Genomic DNA, 18,188 nt, shown 5'->3' on the forward strand with positions numbered 1-18,188 from the left:
CTTGGAAGCGGGAGGGACGTTATGTATGAGACGTTATATAAAATATCAAGGGCTGGTACGACGATCACGCCTAATCCGGTTTATTCAGCATTTTAGCTACTTTTCGCATAATTCTAGAGACTCTCATCTGGCTAATATCTTCCATATCTGCGGTCTGAGTTTGATTAAATCCTTCTACACGATGCTTCAGTACCGTCACTTCTTTCTCACTAAGCTTGCGCTTAACCGAATCAATGACCGCATCAACATATAGCTTGTCCAGAATACCTTCTTCAATGTTCTCCCCACTATAGATGGTATCCATCAACGTGACGGATTGAGTTTGTTGATCATCAGCACCTACAGGCTCATCCAGGTACTTCACGCCTTTACCCACTTGAAGTGCTTTGTTGATCTTATCTTCTTCCTCATCCAACAGCAATGCGATTTCATGTGCTGGTGGCAGGTAGCCCATATCGTGTTCAAGTCGATTGATTCGGTTGATTAATTCCGTAGCTGTGCGAGTTGGACGAATAATGCTTGCACTATCTCTTAGAAAACATCGAATTTCTCTGACAATCGCAGTGACAGCAAACGAACTAAATTTCACGCCACGCCCCGTATCAAATGCCCTAATCGCTTTGATGAATCCCAGACGGCCCAGTTGAAGAATATCATCCTTCTCTACACAATGATTCTTAATAATCATTTCGGGCTTTCCAATATACTTATGAACGGAATGCCAAATCAGGTTCTCATTGACAAGAATACAATCCCCGAGGAAATGTTCATCGAGCTTACAACGTTCAATATTTGCTACGTCATCCATTGTGTAGTGCTTCTTATCTACCTGCAAATTCGTATTAATATGCTCTCGAAATTTTCCCATTTGGATCTCCCTATGTAAAATTGATAAACGATACTATGGTATTCAAATTCTATTGTTAACTGATGTTTATTGACCTTTTTTGATTATTTCAAGCATTTTGTTATGGTGTTCCTTCACTTGATTGTAGTACCAGGGGTGAGCCTTTCCCTTAGCAACATTGCCTTCTCCCTGATTGTACGCAATGGTTGCTGTACGAAGATTTCCATCGTACTTATCCATAAGATATTCCAAGTAGGTAATGCTTGTCCTGATATTCGTTTCAGGCTGATGTAGCTCCTGTTGGCTCACTCCAAACGATTTCGCTGTGCTAGGAAGAATCTGAAGTAAACCAATCGCTCCATGGGATGATACACTTTCCTCTAACATCCGGCTTTCTTGCCACATCATTGCGAGAATCCAGACGGAATCGATATCCGTGTCCTTCGTATATTGGAATACCCACTTCACATACTTCAACAGCTTTGCTCGGCTCACTGTTTTCTCATGGTGGAGTTCTATATACTGCTCAAGCATATCTGTCATTTGTATGTGCGCAGGAGTTACCGATTTAACTTGTTGTTCTTCTTGTTTTTCTTGTTTCGTTGGCTTTACTTGCTTTACTTGCTCTTCTTGTGTTACTTCCTTTAATCTCTTGGAGCCAACTATTTCTTCGTCGACCCGTTTGTAATTTCCTGATGCTGATAGACTCCCGTATTGCGAAGATAATATTACAACAGCAATAACAATGCCTATTACTCTTTCTAGAGTGAGCAACAGTTTCGCCCACCTCCTTACTGAAAACCTTTATATTATAGAAGGAATAATCTCTACATAAGTTAGGATTGGTCTTGTTCACTCGGCTGATATACGATGATTGCTGCAAATTCCAACCTGCTGCTGAGTGGATCAACGGTGGAGGTAAACTCCAGTCCGGTAACAAATGTGTGTGGTTTGGATAACATCCATGCATTGATCAATTCTTCCACACCTTCAGCGCTAGTGGACACAAACGTTTTTACAGCTAAATCCGAAGCGTAGTTCAACACCTTCATCGCTCTTCACCAGGGGAGTCTTGTTCTTCTTCCTTTTTCTCTTCAATGAGTTGATTAAACTCCTCTTCGGTAAGTTCATGAATTTCCAATTCGTAAGCACTTGTCAGAATGTACCCCATACCATCCGTTAAATGAACGTTATAAAATGTTTGTGGTTCTTCATGAAAGGTACCCTCTTCGTAGTTGAATCCAATAACGGCTTTTTCGTAACCCGCTACACTGCCAGCAAACCATACGTTAGCCTGGGTTGTTGCGCCGGTTGGCGTCTGGACCTTATGCATGTTGGTTGGTGCGTGGATATACTTTCCAATCATACTTGCTACGATTTCTTCCGTTAATTTATCTTCTTTTGCTTTGATCATATGTGTCATCGGATTTTTCCTCCATTAAGTAAAGTTTAACGAATATGCTTGCCCTTACATTCTCTATACGTGTTATCAGAGCGGCAGTTAAATTGGAGCCGAAGATGAAGGATTGGTTCCGCTGCTTAAGACCAAATAGTTCGTCCGCATATGGAGTACAGCCGTGTCCAGATCAGTCACTCGTTTGGAGACAAAATCTTCGATAACAGGCTCCAATGGCCTAAAACCTACACCCAAGATCGGTTTTTTATGTATATAAGCAAGATGCATGATCACAATATCAGTAGAGGTCAAATGATCCGTATCCAAATTAACCAAGACGGCATCAGCCTGTACAACTACTTTCTCAATGATCAAGGCATACTCCCTGTTGCTTAAATCAGAAGCTGTCGACGAATCATGACTTGCCCAAGCAATATCCGAATATCCCTCTAGACGTTCCACAGTAAATCCTAAAACCACCACACTAAGCATCTTGTTCCGCCTTTCTTTCTGTACTAATCTCTCTATACGACATAAAAAAGCACCCAGTTAAGGGTGCTCTCTCTGTTCTATGTAGGTTACTGAATCTATCTTCATCAAACTTAGGCTATTAATTGCCACTTATGACTACAATGCTTCGTATTTCTCACGAATCGCTTTCCATAACTGGGATATACGTGCCTTGGATACACCTAGCATTCCTGCAATCTCTACAAATTCATACCCCGAAGTCCGAAGTTTAAAGATTTGCTTCTCACGTTCGTTCAGCCTCATATTTTCCATAATATCTGTTACAAACTCAAAATTCTCATAAGCAAACCCAGCATGACCAAGCGCTAATGCAATATCTGAGCTTTCCGATTCATCGCCACCACTCTGATCCGTGCACATGATCTGTACAGCGTTAACCACACTGAGATTTTTCTCAGACATGCACTTACGGTACATGTCCTTGATTTTATTTTCGATAAGATGATCAACAAACGTCGACATTTTCGCTTTTTCTGAGTCATACTTGTCCAAGGAGTTAACTAATTTGATCATAATCTCCTGGGTCACATCTTCTTTCTCTATCCCTGCAAATGTTTTCCCTCTAAGCTTGTGACGACACTTCTCCTGAGCTTTATTCAGGAACATGTCTATATCCCCAATCTCAAATAAATCATCAAAACCCATAGCAGTTGTAGCAGACATAATACATTTCCCCCATTAACTTTTAATTATCGTCGTTCGTATACTTTCTTCACATTCTAGTTACTATCCAGCGTGATTTTACTATACAGACCCGCTATTGCTCCCGAAATCTCACATACCATATGTAGTCTTGTTACACACAATTGAAGCTAATAAGCCTAATTACATACAAACGATCAAGAAATCTCCCTTTGATCCGCCTCCCCATTCCCATCCTATTACATTCAGAATAACAAATACGAACTAATGTTCGCAACATTTATTTATTACGTTCGCTTATATGCCTTTTACTGACTATATACGAAGTATACGGTGGAAGGTAAAGCAGCATTTTTTACAAACAAAAAGACCAACACAGAGCGCACCACTGGAAAATACCAAAATGGTGGAATGTGTCGGTCTTGGTCTGACATCTATTTCGTCCCAATTACCGAAGATATGGCCTTCAAGTTCATTAACAAGGTTATAGGCTTCGTCAAGATTATTAATCTATTCAATCGCCATAAGGGTAGTATAAGGAAATATGTAGGATATTGTCAACAACAAAAATTAGTTCCTAAGAACCTGTCCAGTATTCAAACGTTAGCACATAGGTCTTAAGGCATGTTTATCTCATCATTTTTCAGCAGCACTTCAACATCCTTGTTCATCTTGAAGACTGTAATCTGCTCTGCAAAATCATGACCAAAAAATGTTGTTTCGATGTCTTCGATCTTCAGACCCATGTTGATATAAGAGAAAACGGGGTTAAAATCTTCTCTCATCATATATGCTAGCTTCATCTTGTATTCGGCGAAAATTTGACTTGAGTGTGATTGCATATGTTCCAACATGAATGCTTCAGGCTTGGTGAATTTTGCTGTAAACTTTAAGATGATAAAATGATTCATGATAGAGACTCTGGTATCAACCGGCCCGCGTTCAGTAAAATCTTTTCTTATTCTGGATGCCAGCTTTGCGAGCTCTCTTTCCAAGTCTTTTATCTCAATGTCCCATCCCTCCTTGCCAATCATCCTGACCCCTTCTACTGCCCTTGAACATATGAATTCAACCTAGTTTAATCAAAACTACTTGTACAAGACAAGTTTCAATGGATGCATTAAATCAAGTCACTATCAACTTTTCATGAAAAAGGAATAGACCCCAGAACTAGGCTTGGGGTATATCACTTTATTAACTATATTTTATAATTATTCAAATAAATTAGAAGTTGATGCTGAAAAGCTAACATTAGTTAGCGCAAACGCTTAATTTATCATTTCATTGGTAATCTCTATTTTGAGCAGGCTAAACGCAACCAGGTTCAAAGCGACATTGGCACCATAGTCTCTTTCGATCAAATCGAATGCTTCTTCCGTTGCTCCAACCAGATCCTCCTTATCCGAGGTCATCTCGGTAGTGACAATTTCCTCATCATTCAGTGCAAAGGTCAGCCTGTACAGCATCTGTATTCCCCTCCTTAGAGGTCAATTCAATATTCCGCACATCGGTAAGATCAATGATATGAACCACACCGTCTGTATCTTCCAACGTGATCGATTTCCCCTCGTTCTTGTGTTTGGTGAATAGTCGGCGATATTCTTGCTTAACCTCATCCCCAGTTAACGGAATTTCACGTACGACCTTATCCGAATCTTTCTCTTTCTGTTGCAACCTGGGGTTATCTTCCATCCAGTTCACCGTTTTCTTCTTCCCACTTCCTTTGAAAAAGAAATGAGCAGTAAGTTCAATATTCATCGTACATTACCTCCCGGAATAATTACGTTCTCATCCTACTTTCTCTATACGTCATGATCTGTTAAATGTTAATGCTAATCTTCATATGTCGATGTGGGTTTCACAAACTAATCTGTTGGTAAAAGAAAAAAAGGACAGCACATGCTATCCTTCCATTTTAGTATTTCTTAACTGCTATACGATTGCCGTATGAGTCATATATATATTTGAAGTTGGTTTGAATAGGTGTTGTTCCCACCCTGGTTATGGACTTGTCCACCAGTCTTCCCTCATCATCATACTGATAAATGACATCAACCAAGGTAGGAAGCTGCACAAAGTCCAGACCGTCATATCGATAAATCTCACCAATTGAAATGACCAAGAAGGAATCATCCTGTGCGTAACCTTCTGGAGAAGCCGGCATGGTCAGTACAGGTTCTCTAACAAGCTGCTCGGTGTAGTTGTCTGTAACGACTTGTCGAATAACTCTTCCCTGCACGTCAAAAGCAAAATAAGTAACCACATCTGTATAATCCACCAAATCGCTGATCGATTCCCACGGATCCATGACATTCAGGCGTTTTCGTTCACCCCAAGTCATGCTCACATGTGTGTCTCCATCGCTAATCATATCGGCACTATGGAAATCTGGATGTTCATATACCATGACCTCCAACCCGTTAACTGTTAGGATGCCATTGGATTTATAGCTGACATCAGATCCCATAAGACGCGTATATTCTTCGCCATACATATATAATGTTGGCATACTTTGATTACTTTCATCCGCGAGTACGGCATAAATAGCTTCCGGTTTCCCTTGTGGGGGAAGGTCTGTTTTTGCATTTACTGTTGTAATCGTACCTAATGCAATCTTGTCCAATCGAGAATCTAGAGTCCCGCTATCTTCTCTGGCTTCCTTGATCTCGTTTGAAAGCTTGACCACTTTACCATAAGTAATGATATCCATGATCGTTGTCTCCTATCTGACCGTCAAACCCGTAACTTCAATGGTAAAACCTGAAGGCACGGAACTTGGATTAATGATTTCAAAATGGAAATGGGATGTACCATCCTTATCGTCATAAGGTAAATCCACATTGTCGTATATCCCATCTATGAAGTTGCCTGTACTGAATTCAGCTGTATTAAAGTATAAAATTTGGGCTTTCATTTTGTCTGCACTATCAAGTATGTGAAGCTCCACATTCGTTTCCTTTGTTGGGATAACACGTACCGTCTTAATCAGAAAACGCGGACTTTCCATGGGGAGCGAAACGATTAATGTTTCTCCCCCACCGTTTAGTGCTTCAACTACATGAGACAATTCTACCTGTTTGTACACGTCTTTCAGCTCCTGCATAATTCGCCATGTTTTGTTCATTTCTCACTCCTCCTGCGATTTGGAATATAGGTAGCAGGGTACCTTCGTGGCAATACCATGGTTGGTACCACTGGATCTATGTTGCCTCCTTGACCAGAAAGATAGCCTTGAAACTCATTCATTTCGTCTTTGTAAATGTGCTTTAAAATATATCGAATTTTTGCACCCTCTGATGAGACCGGGGTTCTCTGACCTACAATAATTGATCGAATAACTCCCTTGAATGAATCCTTTGAAGGCAAAACAATCTTGGTAACATGTACCCAGCGACCATTTGCTTGTTTCGTTAAAGAGCCCAGATAACCTGCCATACCAAGGTTACCTGTGAATCGAGTTTCTGGCGTGTTGTGTAATGGAAGATAACCCAAACTATCGTAAATGCTTATCTCTTTGGTTTGGCTTATTATGACACCATGGGTGTCAGTCAATATGAAACGGCCTGTATAATACTGAGGGAGATCCTCCTGATCATACCCCCAAATGGAATAAATATTTTGCTCCGATGGGTTCTCTGAAGTGAGATGATGAAGCTTTCCAACCGTGTACTTGTACTGGACTCCATTGAGCTTCAGTTGCCCCGTTTTACCAGAGCTTTTGCTCGTATACAGGGACAAAGATTGCGTCGCACTGGAACGATATGGACCCTGAGCGTATGTGTAAAGTACTCCTGAATTATGTTGTTGGCCTGCCCTCTCAGGATCATAGTAAGAGCTCGCCTTGGTTCTATTGGAATAATAAATACTGCTTAGATATGTATAAAGCACACCCGTGTTTCGTTTTATTACTGATTGTTGAGGCGTGTAAATGGATTTTTCCGTTCCTGCTACAGCCATAGTTCTCCTCCCCTACTGCATCAATACAGCTACAGTGTTACCCGGTAGGAAGCTTGAACCTCCTGTGGTCAGAGAATATACCTTGTATGTCTTATTGGCCACTGTAATCTCATCTCCGTGGCTTACACCTGCTGCAGGTGCAAAATAAATATCATGCAGTTCGCCTCGCGGACCTTCTGCGTTATTTGCCATAATACATGGCGAGAGGTGGTAAAGAGCGCCCCAACCCGGATTGGTCGGTACCATCGCGGAGTAGGATTTGTACACGTTATTGGTCTGAATATTATCCAGATCCTTAACTGTACGAATACCATTGAATCCCTGGTAGCTCACTCCAATTCCTTGAGCACCCGAGTGATTTTCTTGAGAATAACGATACATCAGACCGAAATACCCCAAATTGGATATCCCTGTTACCGAATTCACATCCCCCGCCAACCACATAATTACACGATCTGCTGTAACCGATACCTGGTAGTCTGTTAAGAGATTGGAATCTACGATAGATGTATGGCAGTAAAAATTCCGTGTAGTAAACATTTTCCCTTCCGGAATACTCCCGTCAACAAGTAATACATCTTCTGCTGAAGTTACCGTGATGTAGTTGCCGTTTAATTCCTTGGTATTTCCTTTCTCAAACTTAATAAATAATTTATCTTTTCCTGTTGAGCCCACTGATTTAATGACGAGGATATCCGATGTTTCAAAATAGATCGACCAAGGCGAGGATGCAATTCCCTTGAAGCCATTAATTAATGCTTGAAACAACAGATTCATTTTGACTTTACCACTGAAAAATGACATGTATAGAAAACCTCCTTATATCTTAAATAGAATGACTCGTTGCCCACCCATGACGTTGTTGCTACCGAAGAAGCAAGGAACGCAGTAGCGTATGCCCCCTAATGAGGTGTACCATCGAGTATAATTCGTGTTATACGGCATCTGTTGATCCACGACATGAAATACGTAATATTTGTTTTCACCCAAATCTAGAATTGAACCATCCGGGTGCTGAGAAGCATCCTTCAGGCAAGTAGCATATACATCTAGAAATTTCCCCCTAACTCCTTCTGCTGGATTGAATACCATAAAGGGGTTAACATAGTATCTCCCCCCTACACCAGGAGAAGTAAGTTGAGCGTCAGTAGTAAAATTATAATATTCGTACTTAGTTCCATTTCGGGACTTTCGTACAATCCCTCTACCAACATTATTGTCACCATATGTAGCTGCACTGTTATTACTCACATTGGAAGGCATGTGTGTGAATATCCCAACAAAATCATTTGCAATTGCTGGATCTTCAGGCTCTAGTGGAGCAAGTCTACCCATATAGATACGAACTGGGTAGGCATAATTAATGTTACTTTGATACTCTCCATGGATAAAAATCCCATCTTTTGTAGTGAATAAAGTCCATTTGTAGGTTATGTTGTAGTTACCCGCATCACAAGAAAATGGGGTATCCGTCATCTGCTTATCCTGAGAATCCAAATGAACATCCGCTCTTGGTGATAAATTGCTGTTGATACCCCATCGAATCGTAGCACCATTATTGGTTTGGATCGCCATCGTCAATTCAAGGCTTCGATCAATCAAATTCGTAAAAACTACATTTCCCCAATTACCACCACCGCTAACTGCTCCAGCAGCATATTTTTTCACTTCCCACCATGAGTCCCCTGCCATCTGTAACTCAGCGGTGTTTGAAAACTCGGATATCGTACTCACCCATGAATATCGTTTAGGTACTGCCATTACTTAGACCCCTCCGTTGGTAATTCGAATAAAATTGCTCTCTGTCCATCTCCCAAGAGCGTGTTGCTGTCAAAGAAGTAGGGTTGAATATATCTAGTCTGACCTGAGATGTCGACCCAATATTTGTAACTTGTCGGTTGTTGTTGATCGGTAACGTGAAATACATGGTACCTTTTACCATCCAGATCAATCATGGATCCGTCTGGATGTTGGTTAGCATCTTTAAATACTGCAGACCTCATTTGTTGAAATTCACCTCGTACTCCTTCCTTAGGTTGAAACACATACCAAGGGGAAAAAAAATAGCGATTTCCTGAACCAGGAGATGTAGCTTGGGCACTAGTACAAAAGTTATATAATTCGTACTTTTTGTTATTACGGGAAGTTCTGACTACCCCTCTACCAACACTGTATAAATTATTATTTGCCCAGTTAGTATCATTTCCAATAGGTGCATGAGAGAATATACCAACAAAATCATTCTTTATAGCTGGGTCTTCTGTTTCATAAGATGCAACATTTCCCATATATAACCTAAACGGATAAGCATTCCCTATATTTGTAATAGCTTCTCCAAAAATAAATATAGCTTCTTTCAAGGGGAACACTGTCCATTTATATGTGATATTCAAAGTTACATTATTAGACGAAGTATGGAAGGGGATATTACTTTCTTCTCCAATAGCAAGTGAAACATCTGGGTAAGGCTCCTCTCCAACAGAGGGACGGTTTAAACCACACCTTAATTGGTAACCAAAAGTAGTCCATCCATACGAAACAGAAAGGTTTAGACTTAAAGTGAAAAATAGCGAAGCATCATTTATATTCTCAAGTGTCACCGCACCCAGAGGATTAGAATATGGCTGATTCTGTGAATTGTAGGCCTTCGGCTGAGAATACGGATCTTTAGGATAATAAGTCACTTTCCAGTTGACATCCTCATATGGATAAGTGTTCATCTCTCTTGCCAAAGTGCTTAAGAAATTGGTCACGGTGCTCGTAAATTCATATCTCCTAAACCCCTGTACCACTGTAGCTGTCATGCGCTCACCTCCTTAAATGCCATATCGAACTTTCAATTCCTGAAGCATCGACTCTTTCATTGCTGTGAGAAACACGGTGCGGATCTGCATCTGTCGATCTTGCTCTTGACGTTGTGTATCCTGATCCACTAGCTCTTGGTTAATTTCGTCCGTTAACTTAAGAGGAACCAACTGTTCTAAAGCTTCCAGCATGGGAAGGTACTGTTGTCCCGTACCATCAAAGATAATATCACTCCGCAACATAAACTTCAGGAGCTCCACCTCTTCCTCTGTAATTGGCGTTAGGTTCGTACCTACCATTTTGTCGAATAAAGGACGAAACCCGGTTTTTATTTTTGTCATGGAAAAGTGTGTAACCATCTTATCAGCCTACCTTTCTTTTTTGGACGCCAAGGATATTTCCATGCGAATCGTACTTATATTTTTTTACTATTTTCGAACCATTAAAGTCGACCATCTCGGTATCCACACTACCATCAGAGTTATAATTGTATTCAATAATCTTTATAACTAATGGTTTTATGTCGTTGTTATATGTAATCTCCTTAATAATCAGGCCGCTTAGAGCGTCATACTCAAAATAAACGTCCTGTTCTTCCATATCTTCAAGCACAGACACACGTTTCTTGATAGGCCGATCATCATAGGCCGAACTGCCTTGTAAGTAAAAGTACATTGCCCCATTGTTCAACTTGCGCCTAATTCTTCCTTCTTCCCGTTCGTAGGTGATCGTCTTAACTTGCCCGTCACTCTCCGTAATGAGTTCTGCTATAAGATTCCCCTCAAGATCGTACTCATAATCGATAATGCGGTTAATGCCTCCGGTGATAATCTCACGCTTCATTCTGCCTTTGGAGTCATACTCATACTCTGATGTTGAAGACGTATTGATGATCGACCCTCGGCTAAGCAGTGTGACACGTGAATCTATCGGAATATCATAGAGAAAACGAATTTCCGTATCCGTATATTCGATATAATCATCCCCAGGAGTTACCCTAATGCCATCCAGAAGTACCTCTACACTGTCAGAACCAATACTGTACTTTGGACAATAAAAGCTCTTTTGTTCTGAAAGCCTTATATCAGGTGGGTACTCAATACGAAAAATCGATTGATTTTCCATCGTCCCCCTAGATGCAGCAAGCTCCAGCTTGGATTGCATATGGTTTAAACGATCCGGCAGTTTATCAAATTCAAAGCCATCTTTGTCTGTTCTAGCATCTGAAACTTCAGCCTTAGTTTCACCCAAACCTTCAACTTGTTTGGACAAGTCTTCGGTATGATCAATCCACCTGAACACTTCGTCGTCCAACTCATTGATCTGAGATTGAGCATCTGTGATTCTTTCCTGAAGATCTTGAAAATCTTCTGTAGACACCGTTTTGGTTAGATAATATCGTTGGTCTTTAAGATATACCGCATCGAAGGTCGCACCAGTCGTTACAGATCCCAGAATCATACCGTTATCGGGTTCATCAGGAATCACCTGATGTACGAAGGTTCCATCATTCTTTAGAAATATATAGTATCGAGTATCTTGCTCAGCTATGAATGAATAGAAAGACTCCTCTTTTTGAACAAGTGTACTGTTAATGCTTGCATAACCACCGTTGATCTGAACCTTAAGCAGACCATTAGAATCCATAGTTGCCGCGCTTATTGCCAAATCAGATAATGGGATCGTTTTTAGAATATCAATGGAATGCTCTATATCCGATATAACATCTGCAAGTGATTCACGATTCCCCCGAGTATCTCCTAATTCATTTTCCAAACTCTCCAACCGTTCATTTTGTTCATGAACATCCATGCTGATATCCATTAGGTTTTTCTCAACTTCACCCAACTTGGATTTCTGGTCTTCCAATAATATTCCCTGATTCAATACCCGAGGTTCCAGATCAGCAATACGCAATTCATGACCGGCTATCCCTGTTTCATTCTGTTTGCCTACAAGTTCCATCTGATCCAACCGCTCAGGGAGACTGACATAGCTGCTTCTGGCTTCCTCCATTTCTGAAAGATGCTCATCAATTTCTTGGTGGGATCGGGTCCCTTTGTTCAGCAAACTATTGTGGTCAAGCAACTTGCCATTGTTCGTCCCTGAACTTGTCCCGCTAAAGCGGACAGACATATTCTCACCTCCAACTCAACCCTTATTGAATCTATACGTGGTCGAGCACATAAAGTTTAGAGCTATATATACGTTGAAGAAACTTTGATCCCGAACGTGACCTGGGCTTCATAATTGGTACTGGTATCCAGCCTTTCTACTCTCACCCAGAATTGATAAGGGCTTTCTGGAGTTATCTCGGCTGCGTTCACTTGCATACTCCAGGCTCCTGGTTCGCCCTCAACATCGGGCGCTAACCGAACTACATTTTGATACTGATCTCCCCGATAAGAGGCAAGCTCGAAGTTAACATTTTGAAAAACACCTTGGTTCAATGAATTTTTAGCAATAAACAATACATTCTCCGTTACGGATTGACCAGAGGACATATAACCAAGGAAACGTTCCTGGTTGTCTTGTAACCGTATGTCAAGGAATTCACCATTGTCGCTATACTCACGATAGTAAAGATCCACTCTAGGTTCAAAGTAATATGTATCGCCACCATATATACTTAATATGTCCGACGATTCAAATCTATTGTGGTCAGGCAAAGTCACAGCAAAGCTTCCCGTAAGCGGATATCCATATCGTTGAAGGTCAAACATGACTGATGTATTCTCATATTTACATATTTTCTTTTCAAGAGTTTTTCCTGCCTGATCCCGGAGTTCAACCTGATAACCTTGTTTCAGATTATCTATCTTCACTCTGGCACTTCTTTGAATTCGAATATGATTAATGAGTAGTGGTTCACCTTCTGTTCCTGATTCTAAGAAAAGCCCAATCTTAGGTACAGAGGAGATGACTTCCTGATTACCAATAAACCGCCATATCTTCCCGTCCTCTGACCAATATGCGGAATACACATTAAAACTTCGTACCAGACGGATCCATGGATAGCTTCTTGCTATCCCTTTCTCCACATCAAAATACTCTTCAAGTTTCACCACATTCTCATCGTCCGCATATACAATAAGTCCCCCGGAGTCTCCCTCAACAGTTGGATTATACTCATTCTTGACATCCAACACGAACTCTTCAATTACGGTCAACTCCGTGAAAAACATATATATTGGAGACTCTCCATGCCTTAGTTCCAGTACTCCATGATCAGCATTGTACCTTCCAGGATCGTCAGTCAATACTTCCCACCCTGAATCAAGTTCGGATTTATTGAATTCATCAAAATAGATTAGCCCTTTTTCCTGACGTTTCACAATTCCCATACAGCTCCTCCTTTCTTTACGTGAATAACCAGATGCGTTTACCGATTACACACATCTTAGGCCTTGCTTTCCAAACTTCCAGCAGGCATTTAATAAGAGCTTCAACACACTTGTCTCCCCCACCACCTTCGCAGTAAGGAATGACATAGACGTCATCACAGATCCAGTTGGTCAGTTCCATCCAGTCCAGATTAGCGTATTCGTAACTACGCGTACCCACTTCCTGAAGCGAGGTGAACACCCATTTGAATTCATGTTTGCCCTTGGGCACTGGATGTGAAAATGTATAGTATCCACCCTCCTGGGTGAATGTTTTGATCAGCTCATTGTCAATGAAGAAATCCAGCTGACAATCAAACGGTTCTGGTATCCACACCCATCGTTCGTAGGCTTTGAAGTCATGCACCCGGAAGGTGGTCAGATATCGTTTTCCTGTCCAGCCGCTGATCTGCCCCTTCTGATCTGTTGTAATCTCCACCTTATACTTGCTATAAGGCTTGGGAGCCAGATCATTCAGTTCGAAGCCACGATACCCGTCCCCGTAATACTTTTCATCCCATAACACTTTTCCGTCCTCACGTGTAATTTTTACGCGCATATTACTGTTATCGCAGCCGCCCATCCAGATGGGTTTGTTATTCCACACTTCGAAGTGGGTCACTTCTGCCCAGGATGGATCAACTTTAATAATGTCATCAATATTAAGTTTACCTCCCCAGATCATGGCGCCATCTCCAGGACAATCTTGTACAAAACGAACTTGAACTTCATACTTCCGCTTCTCATCTGAGGTATTTTCCACTTCAATTGTAACCAATGTGTCATCTTGATTCGTCAAATCTCGGGAATGAAGAAATTTCCCTTCTTCGAAGGTTTCAATAACGATTTTCGTCCCAGAACACGCTCTGCTGTTATTTTTGTATAGACGAATAACATCTAGCCAAGCATGACTCCCACCATCTGGTGTTGTAGTGTCTGGTGGATTCGATGGCTCCTTGCCTGGGTGAGGGGAATTGCCTTCAGGGAACATGTTTCCACTTGCATCAATACAGTAGTTAGGCCATCTCTCGGAAAAACTACCTTCACTTAATGTAAATCCACCTGCATCAAGACCTGTCGCGTTGGTTGAGGTTTTATCTTTAATAAGTGTGTAAACCACTTTATATTTGTGCCCGGGTATTAATGAGGGAGGGCTGTTAATGAAATCGCTAACTTTTTTACCATTTTCAACGGATACTTTAATAGGATTAAATTTGTTCTTTTCGTCTGTTAAATCAAACCACTGCACATTCACATAAGTTGATCGATCCACCAAGACTGGATTTAGCAGTTTATTTTGATTCACACCATCAGGATCATCCGTGCGAACCACAAGATCTTTGATGGCTGCATAATAGTAATTACCTTCTTTTCCTCTTTCCCGCCCATTATAAGTATCAGTAAGACCTATAATTAATGTATATTTTCCAGGTTTCTCAACTGTAATTGGAATAGAAAACTTTTCTGCTTTTTTCCATTTTGTTTCATCAATACTTTTGCTATTATATCCTTTTTGATCTCCAAAATTATCGTTACAATCAAGAATTGTTACCGCTTGACTTGCTTTATCTTTAGGATAATAAGCAACCCTAAGTCGCCCGGCTTGAATTGAATCTTGTAACAGGTAACACAAATATTTAAATTTAATATCAAATGATTCAACACAATAGAATTCAAAAGTTATCTTCTTGGTATCTGAGCCAAATAAACTATATTCAGGACTTTGAGGGTTGTTTCCAGAAACATCCAAAGAGTAATAGTCCACTGTACCATTTGATTTGTTAATAGTTTCAGCACGATCATATTGAGCACTCTTATTATTTAGTTCTCTTTTCACAAAGACTCTTCTCTTTGTTACTGGATAGACTGTCAACAATTCAGAGTAATTGAAACTTCCAATCTTAGGGGCAGTAAACGTACGAACAATTGTCGAATTTTGCTTAGTAACACCCAATGCGTACGCTTGACCAGAGGATGAGTAAACTTCACCACTATTGGTTGCATCAAACTTAGCAGCACGTGGCGAGTGCCCTCCATATGATTTTTGCGCGTACTGGATGTTATTCGTTTTTGAATCTCCTGTATAACACTTCACTCCATATGGATCTTTCGTTGTATCGTCTTGCTGATCTGTTCCCGTACCTGGTCCAGTAGAATCTTCCGAACCACTTTCTCCGTTACCTGGCGTATATTTTTTACCGTCACGGTATCTCCATCGGAATTGATGATTCCCCGAAGGTAGAGGATACATACAATTGGTCCCTTCTCTGTCATTCGACTGACTCCCTGTCCATACAGAGATACCATCAATTTGTAGTTCCAATTTTTCTCCCGGATCAAATTGCCCTCCATATTGCCAACAGATGTAACCAGAATTATCTAAATGAGCTTCAAAATCACATATAAAATCCTGATCATGCCCCTGTGCCCACATGACCCCATCGCCGTTCACAATTTTTTTCCACACCCAATTTCCAGAGAATCTTAATGCTTCATGATACTTGCCTTCCTCATTAAACAATTCTTCAAAAACGTTAAAATCTCTTGTTATCCCCTTGTCTGGATCGTATGACGAGTCCATCGCTGGATAGATACGCATATGCTCTTTAATACTGAACTTAGCTCCTGGATTTAACTCTGCATTATATCTAATTGTATCACCAGACTTTTCTGTTCTAGCTCCTGCATCTGTTACATCCCATCCACGAGTCACATCAACATACGAACCTAGATCAGTTACAGTTCGATATGTATTGCCAGTATTGTTCCCGTACGTGAATAATTTTTCTATGTTATCGATGAAAGGCTGCTCAGTGTAATAATCTCGAATATAGAATTGGATAATATTTAAACCTTCCTCTAGCGGAATTCGTATCTGCTCCCCCTGGCTATGCATCGTTGAATAGTATTCAAGCATGCCATTTACAGTCACCTCGAACGATTCCGTAGCTCGTAATTGATGAGAATAACTAAACAAAAACCAACCCTCATCTTGCAAGTTCACTTCGGTTTGAGCAATCATATCCCCTTCTATAGGTTCATCCAGTCTTAATACATTCCCTGATCTTACCCATGGCGGACTGCCCGACATCTGCCACTGATAACTCCCAATCCCTTGACCATGAAGCGATGGTTGCCAATGATCAATCTCATAGGTTGGACATATAACTTCAACCACACCTCTTAAATCTACAGTCGTCTCAGGACCTGCTATAATTTCGTATTCAATCTTGTCTTGATTAGCTGTTGTTTCTGAATATTCCTCATTGATATTCCACTCTGCACCGTGTAAAGATTGAGCATGGCTACCATGCCTGCTTTCTCCATGCTGAGTTCTGGATTCAAAAATGTCATCAAAAAACAATTCATAATCTTTAGTTGGATATGATTCTTTATCTACTCCCATGAAGTAAGCAAAAGAAACTGTACCGTCACATTCATTATCCAAATCCATTTTCATCGTTTTACTTCGATCTTCATCTGTAATGAACTGAGCTTGAAAATGGGCTTGTGCAATGCTTTTTGAAGACTTTACATACCAATCACTATCACTTCCCTCCCCATCCAGATCAATATCCAAAGGAGCAGGCGGTTTGCGTGTATCCACAATCTCAACGACTTCAACATCCTTGATATAGATACCATTGTTCTGCCATACTTCAGGTCTCATTTTGCGAATTAACCAGTCGAACTTGTACATCTGTCCTGGCTGCAACGTAAATGCAGCTTCTTGCCATCCGCTATTCTCGCTCCATTCGCCTCCAACTTGCTGCCCATTAATGTAGAACAGCATGCCATTACCACGCTTGGCACTAGCCAGGTACTTGAACCTGATCTGTCCATAACGCTTCACACGCCAGTTAAATGTGATTTTGGATGAGTTGCCAATCTCCAGAAGCCCTAGGTCCAGTTTTAAGATCATCTCTGATCCAGATTGTTCATTTCGGCCTACGGAGTGGACAGCTACCCATTCCTGATCCTCCGTCGATGATACATATCTGAAGAAATCAGGGAATTTATCCGAGAACGGGACGTCCTTTTTCATTGAAAAGAGCGGAATCTCATATACGGTTGCATCAAAATGATTAAAGTAATTCCCACTAAAATGATGGTAGTAGGGTGCTGGACAAACGGGCAATGATACACCATGATGACTACCACCAGGCTTCTGAGCATTTTCAAGAATCTTGTGAATACAATCTTTAATCATCTGCAGTACTCGCTGATATTGTGTTTTGTCTGGAGGCTGCTGTTGTTCTACCCACCATTCAATCCTGCGGTACATATTCCACAGTGCTTCACGGCATCGTACACTCGCATACCACGACTTATCTTTCAGATATTGCTCAATGATTTGATCAATACTGTTTTCCAGTGCATCCAATTGAACCGTCTGCCATCGTCCGATCTGACCGTAACCTGGATCACCCAGAATAGGATTATCTTCTTCGCCGTGCCGGTCCGTTTCACTCCTCGGTGCATTGGGACTCTCCGGGAGATGCTGTGGATGATTAGGATTGGTATAATCGTCTTTATCAGCTATCTTAGCTCTCATATTGGCGAACAACACGCCTTTCTGAGACATTGTAAACAATCCAAATGTATGACCCATAAAATCACCTCGTAC

Annotated in this window: 19 protein-coding genes; all 19 read right to left on the minus strand. The window is 41.0% G+C overall.

The annotated features are described in order from the left end of the window. Nucleotides 1-70 precede the first annotated feature (70 nt). The 19 genes from AB4111_RS14380 to AB4111_RS14470 all read right to left on the minus strand — a co-directional run bounded on the left by AB4111_RS14380 (nt 71) and on the right by AB4111_RS14470 (nt 17,945). The gene (locus tag AB4111_RS14380; protein ID WP_442032125.1) at nt 71-868 is read right to left on the minus strand and encodes a sigma-70 family RNA polymerase sigma factor; all 798 of its coding nucleotides are present in this window, start codon (nt 866-868) and stop codon (nt 71-73) included. A gap of 66 nt (nt 869-934) precedes the next feature. Then, nucleotides 935-1,621, minus strand: a complete 687-nt coding sequence (locus tag AB4111_RS14385; protein WP_442032126.1) for a lytic transglycosylase domain-containing protein — start codon at nt 1,619-1,621, stop codon at nt 935-937. Between the two features lie 62 nt (nt 1,622-1,683). Then, nucleotides 1,684-1,899 (minus strand): hypothetical protein, encoded by a 216-nt coding sequence (locus AB4111_RS14390; RefSeq protein WP_442032127.1) that lies wholly within the window; start codon nt 1,897-1,899, stop codon nt 1,684-1,686. Then, nucleotides 1,896-2,270 (minus strand): hypothetical protein, encoded by a 375-nt coding sequence (locus AB4111_RS14395; RefSeq protein WP_442032128.1) that lies wholly within the window; start codon nt 2,268-2,270, stop codon nt 1,896-1,898. The genes AB4111_RS14390 and AB4111_RS14395 overlap by 4 nt, the downstream gene beginning before the upstream one ends. 78 nt (nt 2,271-2,348) lie before the next feature. Then, nucleotides 2,349-2,735: a hypothetical protein gene (locus tag AB4111_RS14400; RefSeq protein ID WP_442032129.1), complete on the minus strand. Its 387-nt coding sequence runs from the start codon at nt 2,733-2,735 to the stop codon at nt 2,349-2,351. A 135-nt stretch (nt 2,736-2,870) separates the two neighbouring features. After that, the gene (locus AB4111_RS14405; protein ID WP_442032130.1) at nt 2,871-3,437 is read right to left on the minus strand and encodes a sigma-70 family RNA polymerase sigma factor; all 567 of its coding nucleotides are present in this window, start codon (nt 3,435-3,437) and stop codon (nt 2,871-2,873) included. 596 nt (nt 3,438-4,033) lie between these two features. Continuing rightward, complete coding sequence (locus AB4111_RS14410) at nt 4,034-4,450, minus strand: Na-translocating system protein MpsC family protein (RefSeq protein WP_442032131.1); 417 nt, start codon at nt 4,448-4,450, stop codon at nt 4,034-4,036. Between the two features lie 234 nt (nt 4,451-4,684). Then, nucleotides 4,685-4,882, minus strand: a complete 198-nt coding sequence (locus AB4111_RS14415) for a hypothetical protein (protein ID WP_442032132.1) — start codon at nt 4,880-4,882, stop codon at nt 4,685-4,687. Further along, a complete protein-coding gene (locus tag AB4111_RS14420; protein WP_442032133.1) occupies nt 4,851-5,174 on the minus strand; it encodes a hypothetical protein in 324 nt (107 codons plus the stop codon). The genes AB4111_RS14415 and AB4111_RS14420 overlap by 32 nt, the downstream gene beginning before the upstream one ends. Before the next feature lie 157 nt (nt 5,175-5,331). Then, nucleotides 5,332-6,126, minus strand: a complete 795-nt coding sequence (locus tag AB4111_RS14425; protein ID WP_442032134.1) for a hypothetical protein — start codon at nt 6,124-6,126, stop codon at nt 5,332-5,334. Nucleotides 6,127-6,138: 12 nt separating this feature from the next. Further along, nucleotides 6,139-6,540 carry a hypothetical protein gene (locus AB4111_RS14430; protein ID WP_442032135.1) on the minus strand — a complete coding sequence of 134 codons (402 nt, stop codon included), beginning with the start codon at nt 6,538-6,540 and terminating at the stop codon, nt 6,139-6,141. Then, nucleotides 6,537-7,373: a hypothetical protein gene (locus AB4111_RS14435; RefSeq protein WP_442032136.1), complete on the minus strand. Its 837-nt coding sequence runs from the start codon at nt 7,371-7,373 to the stop codon at nt 6,537-6,539. Before AB4111_RS14435 ends, AB4111_RS14430 begins: the two co-directional genes overlap by 4 nt. A 12-nt stretch (nt 7,374-7,385) precedes the next feature. Further along, nucleotides 7,386-8,177, minus strand: coding sequence for a hypothetical protein (locus AB4111_RS14440; protein ID WP_442032137.1), 792 nt, complete (start codon nt 8,175-8,177; stop codon nt 7,386-7,388). 15 nt (nt 8,178-8,192) lie between these two features. Then, entirely contained in the window at nt 8,193-9,134 is a 942-nt protein-coding gene (locus AB4111_RS14445; protein ID WP_442032138.1) for a hypothetical protein, read from the minus strand. Then, nucleotides 9,134-10,177, minus strand: a complete 1,044-nt coding sequence (locus AB4111_RS14450) for a hypothetical protein (protein ID WP_442032139.1) — start codon at nt 10,175-10,177, stop codon at nt 9,134-9,136. Before AB4111_RS14450 ends, AB4111_RS14445 begins: the two co-directional genes overlap by 1 nt. Before the next feature lie 12 nt (nt 10,178-10,189). Further along, nucleotides 10,190-10,519: a hypothetical protein gene (locus AB4111_RS14455; RefSeq protein WP_442032140.1), complete on the minus strand. Its 330-nt coding sequence runs from the start codon at nt 10,517-10,519 to the stop codon at nt 10,190-10,192. A 22-nt stretch (nt 10,520-10,541) separates the two neighbouring features. Continuing rightward, the gene (locus AB4111_RS14460) at nt 10,542-12,314 is read right to left on the minus strand and encodes a hypothetical protein (protein ID WP_442032141.1); all 1,773 of its coding nucleotides are present in this window, start codon (nt 12,312-12,314) and stop codon (nt 10,542-10,544) included. 62 nt (nt 12,315-12,376) lie between these two features. Then, nucleotides 12,377-13,522: a hypothetical protein gene (locus AB4111_RS14465; protein ID WP_442032142.1), complete on the minus strand. Its 1,146-nt coding sequence runs from the start codon at nt 13,520-13,522 to the stop codon at nt 12,377-12,379. Nucleotides 13,523-13,538: 16 nt separating this feature from the next. Then, nucleotides 13,539-17,945, minus strand: a complete 4,407-nt coding sequence (locus AB4111_RS14470; RefSeq protein ID WP_442032143.1) for a hypothetical protein — start codon at nt 17,943-17,945, stop codon at nt 13,539-13,541. Nucleotides 17,946-18,188 lie beyond the last annotated feature (243 nt).

Source organism: Paenibacillus sp. 2KB_22 (assembly GCF_052115745.1).
In the GTDB taxonomy this organism is placed as follows: domain Bacteria; phylum Bacillota; class Bacilli; order Paenibacillales; family Paenibacillaceae; genus Paenibacillus.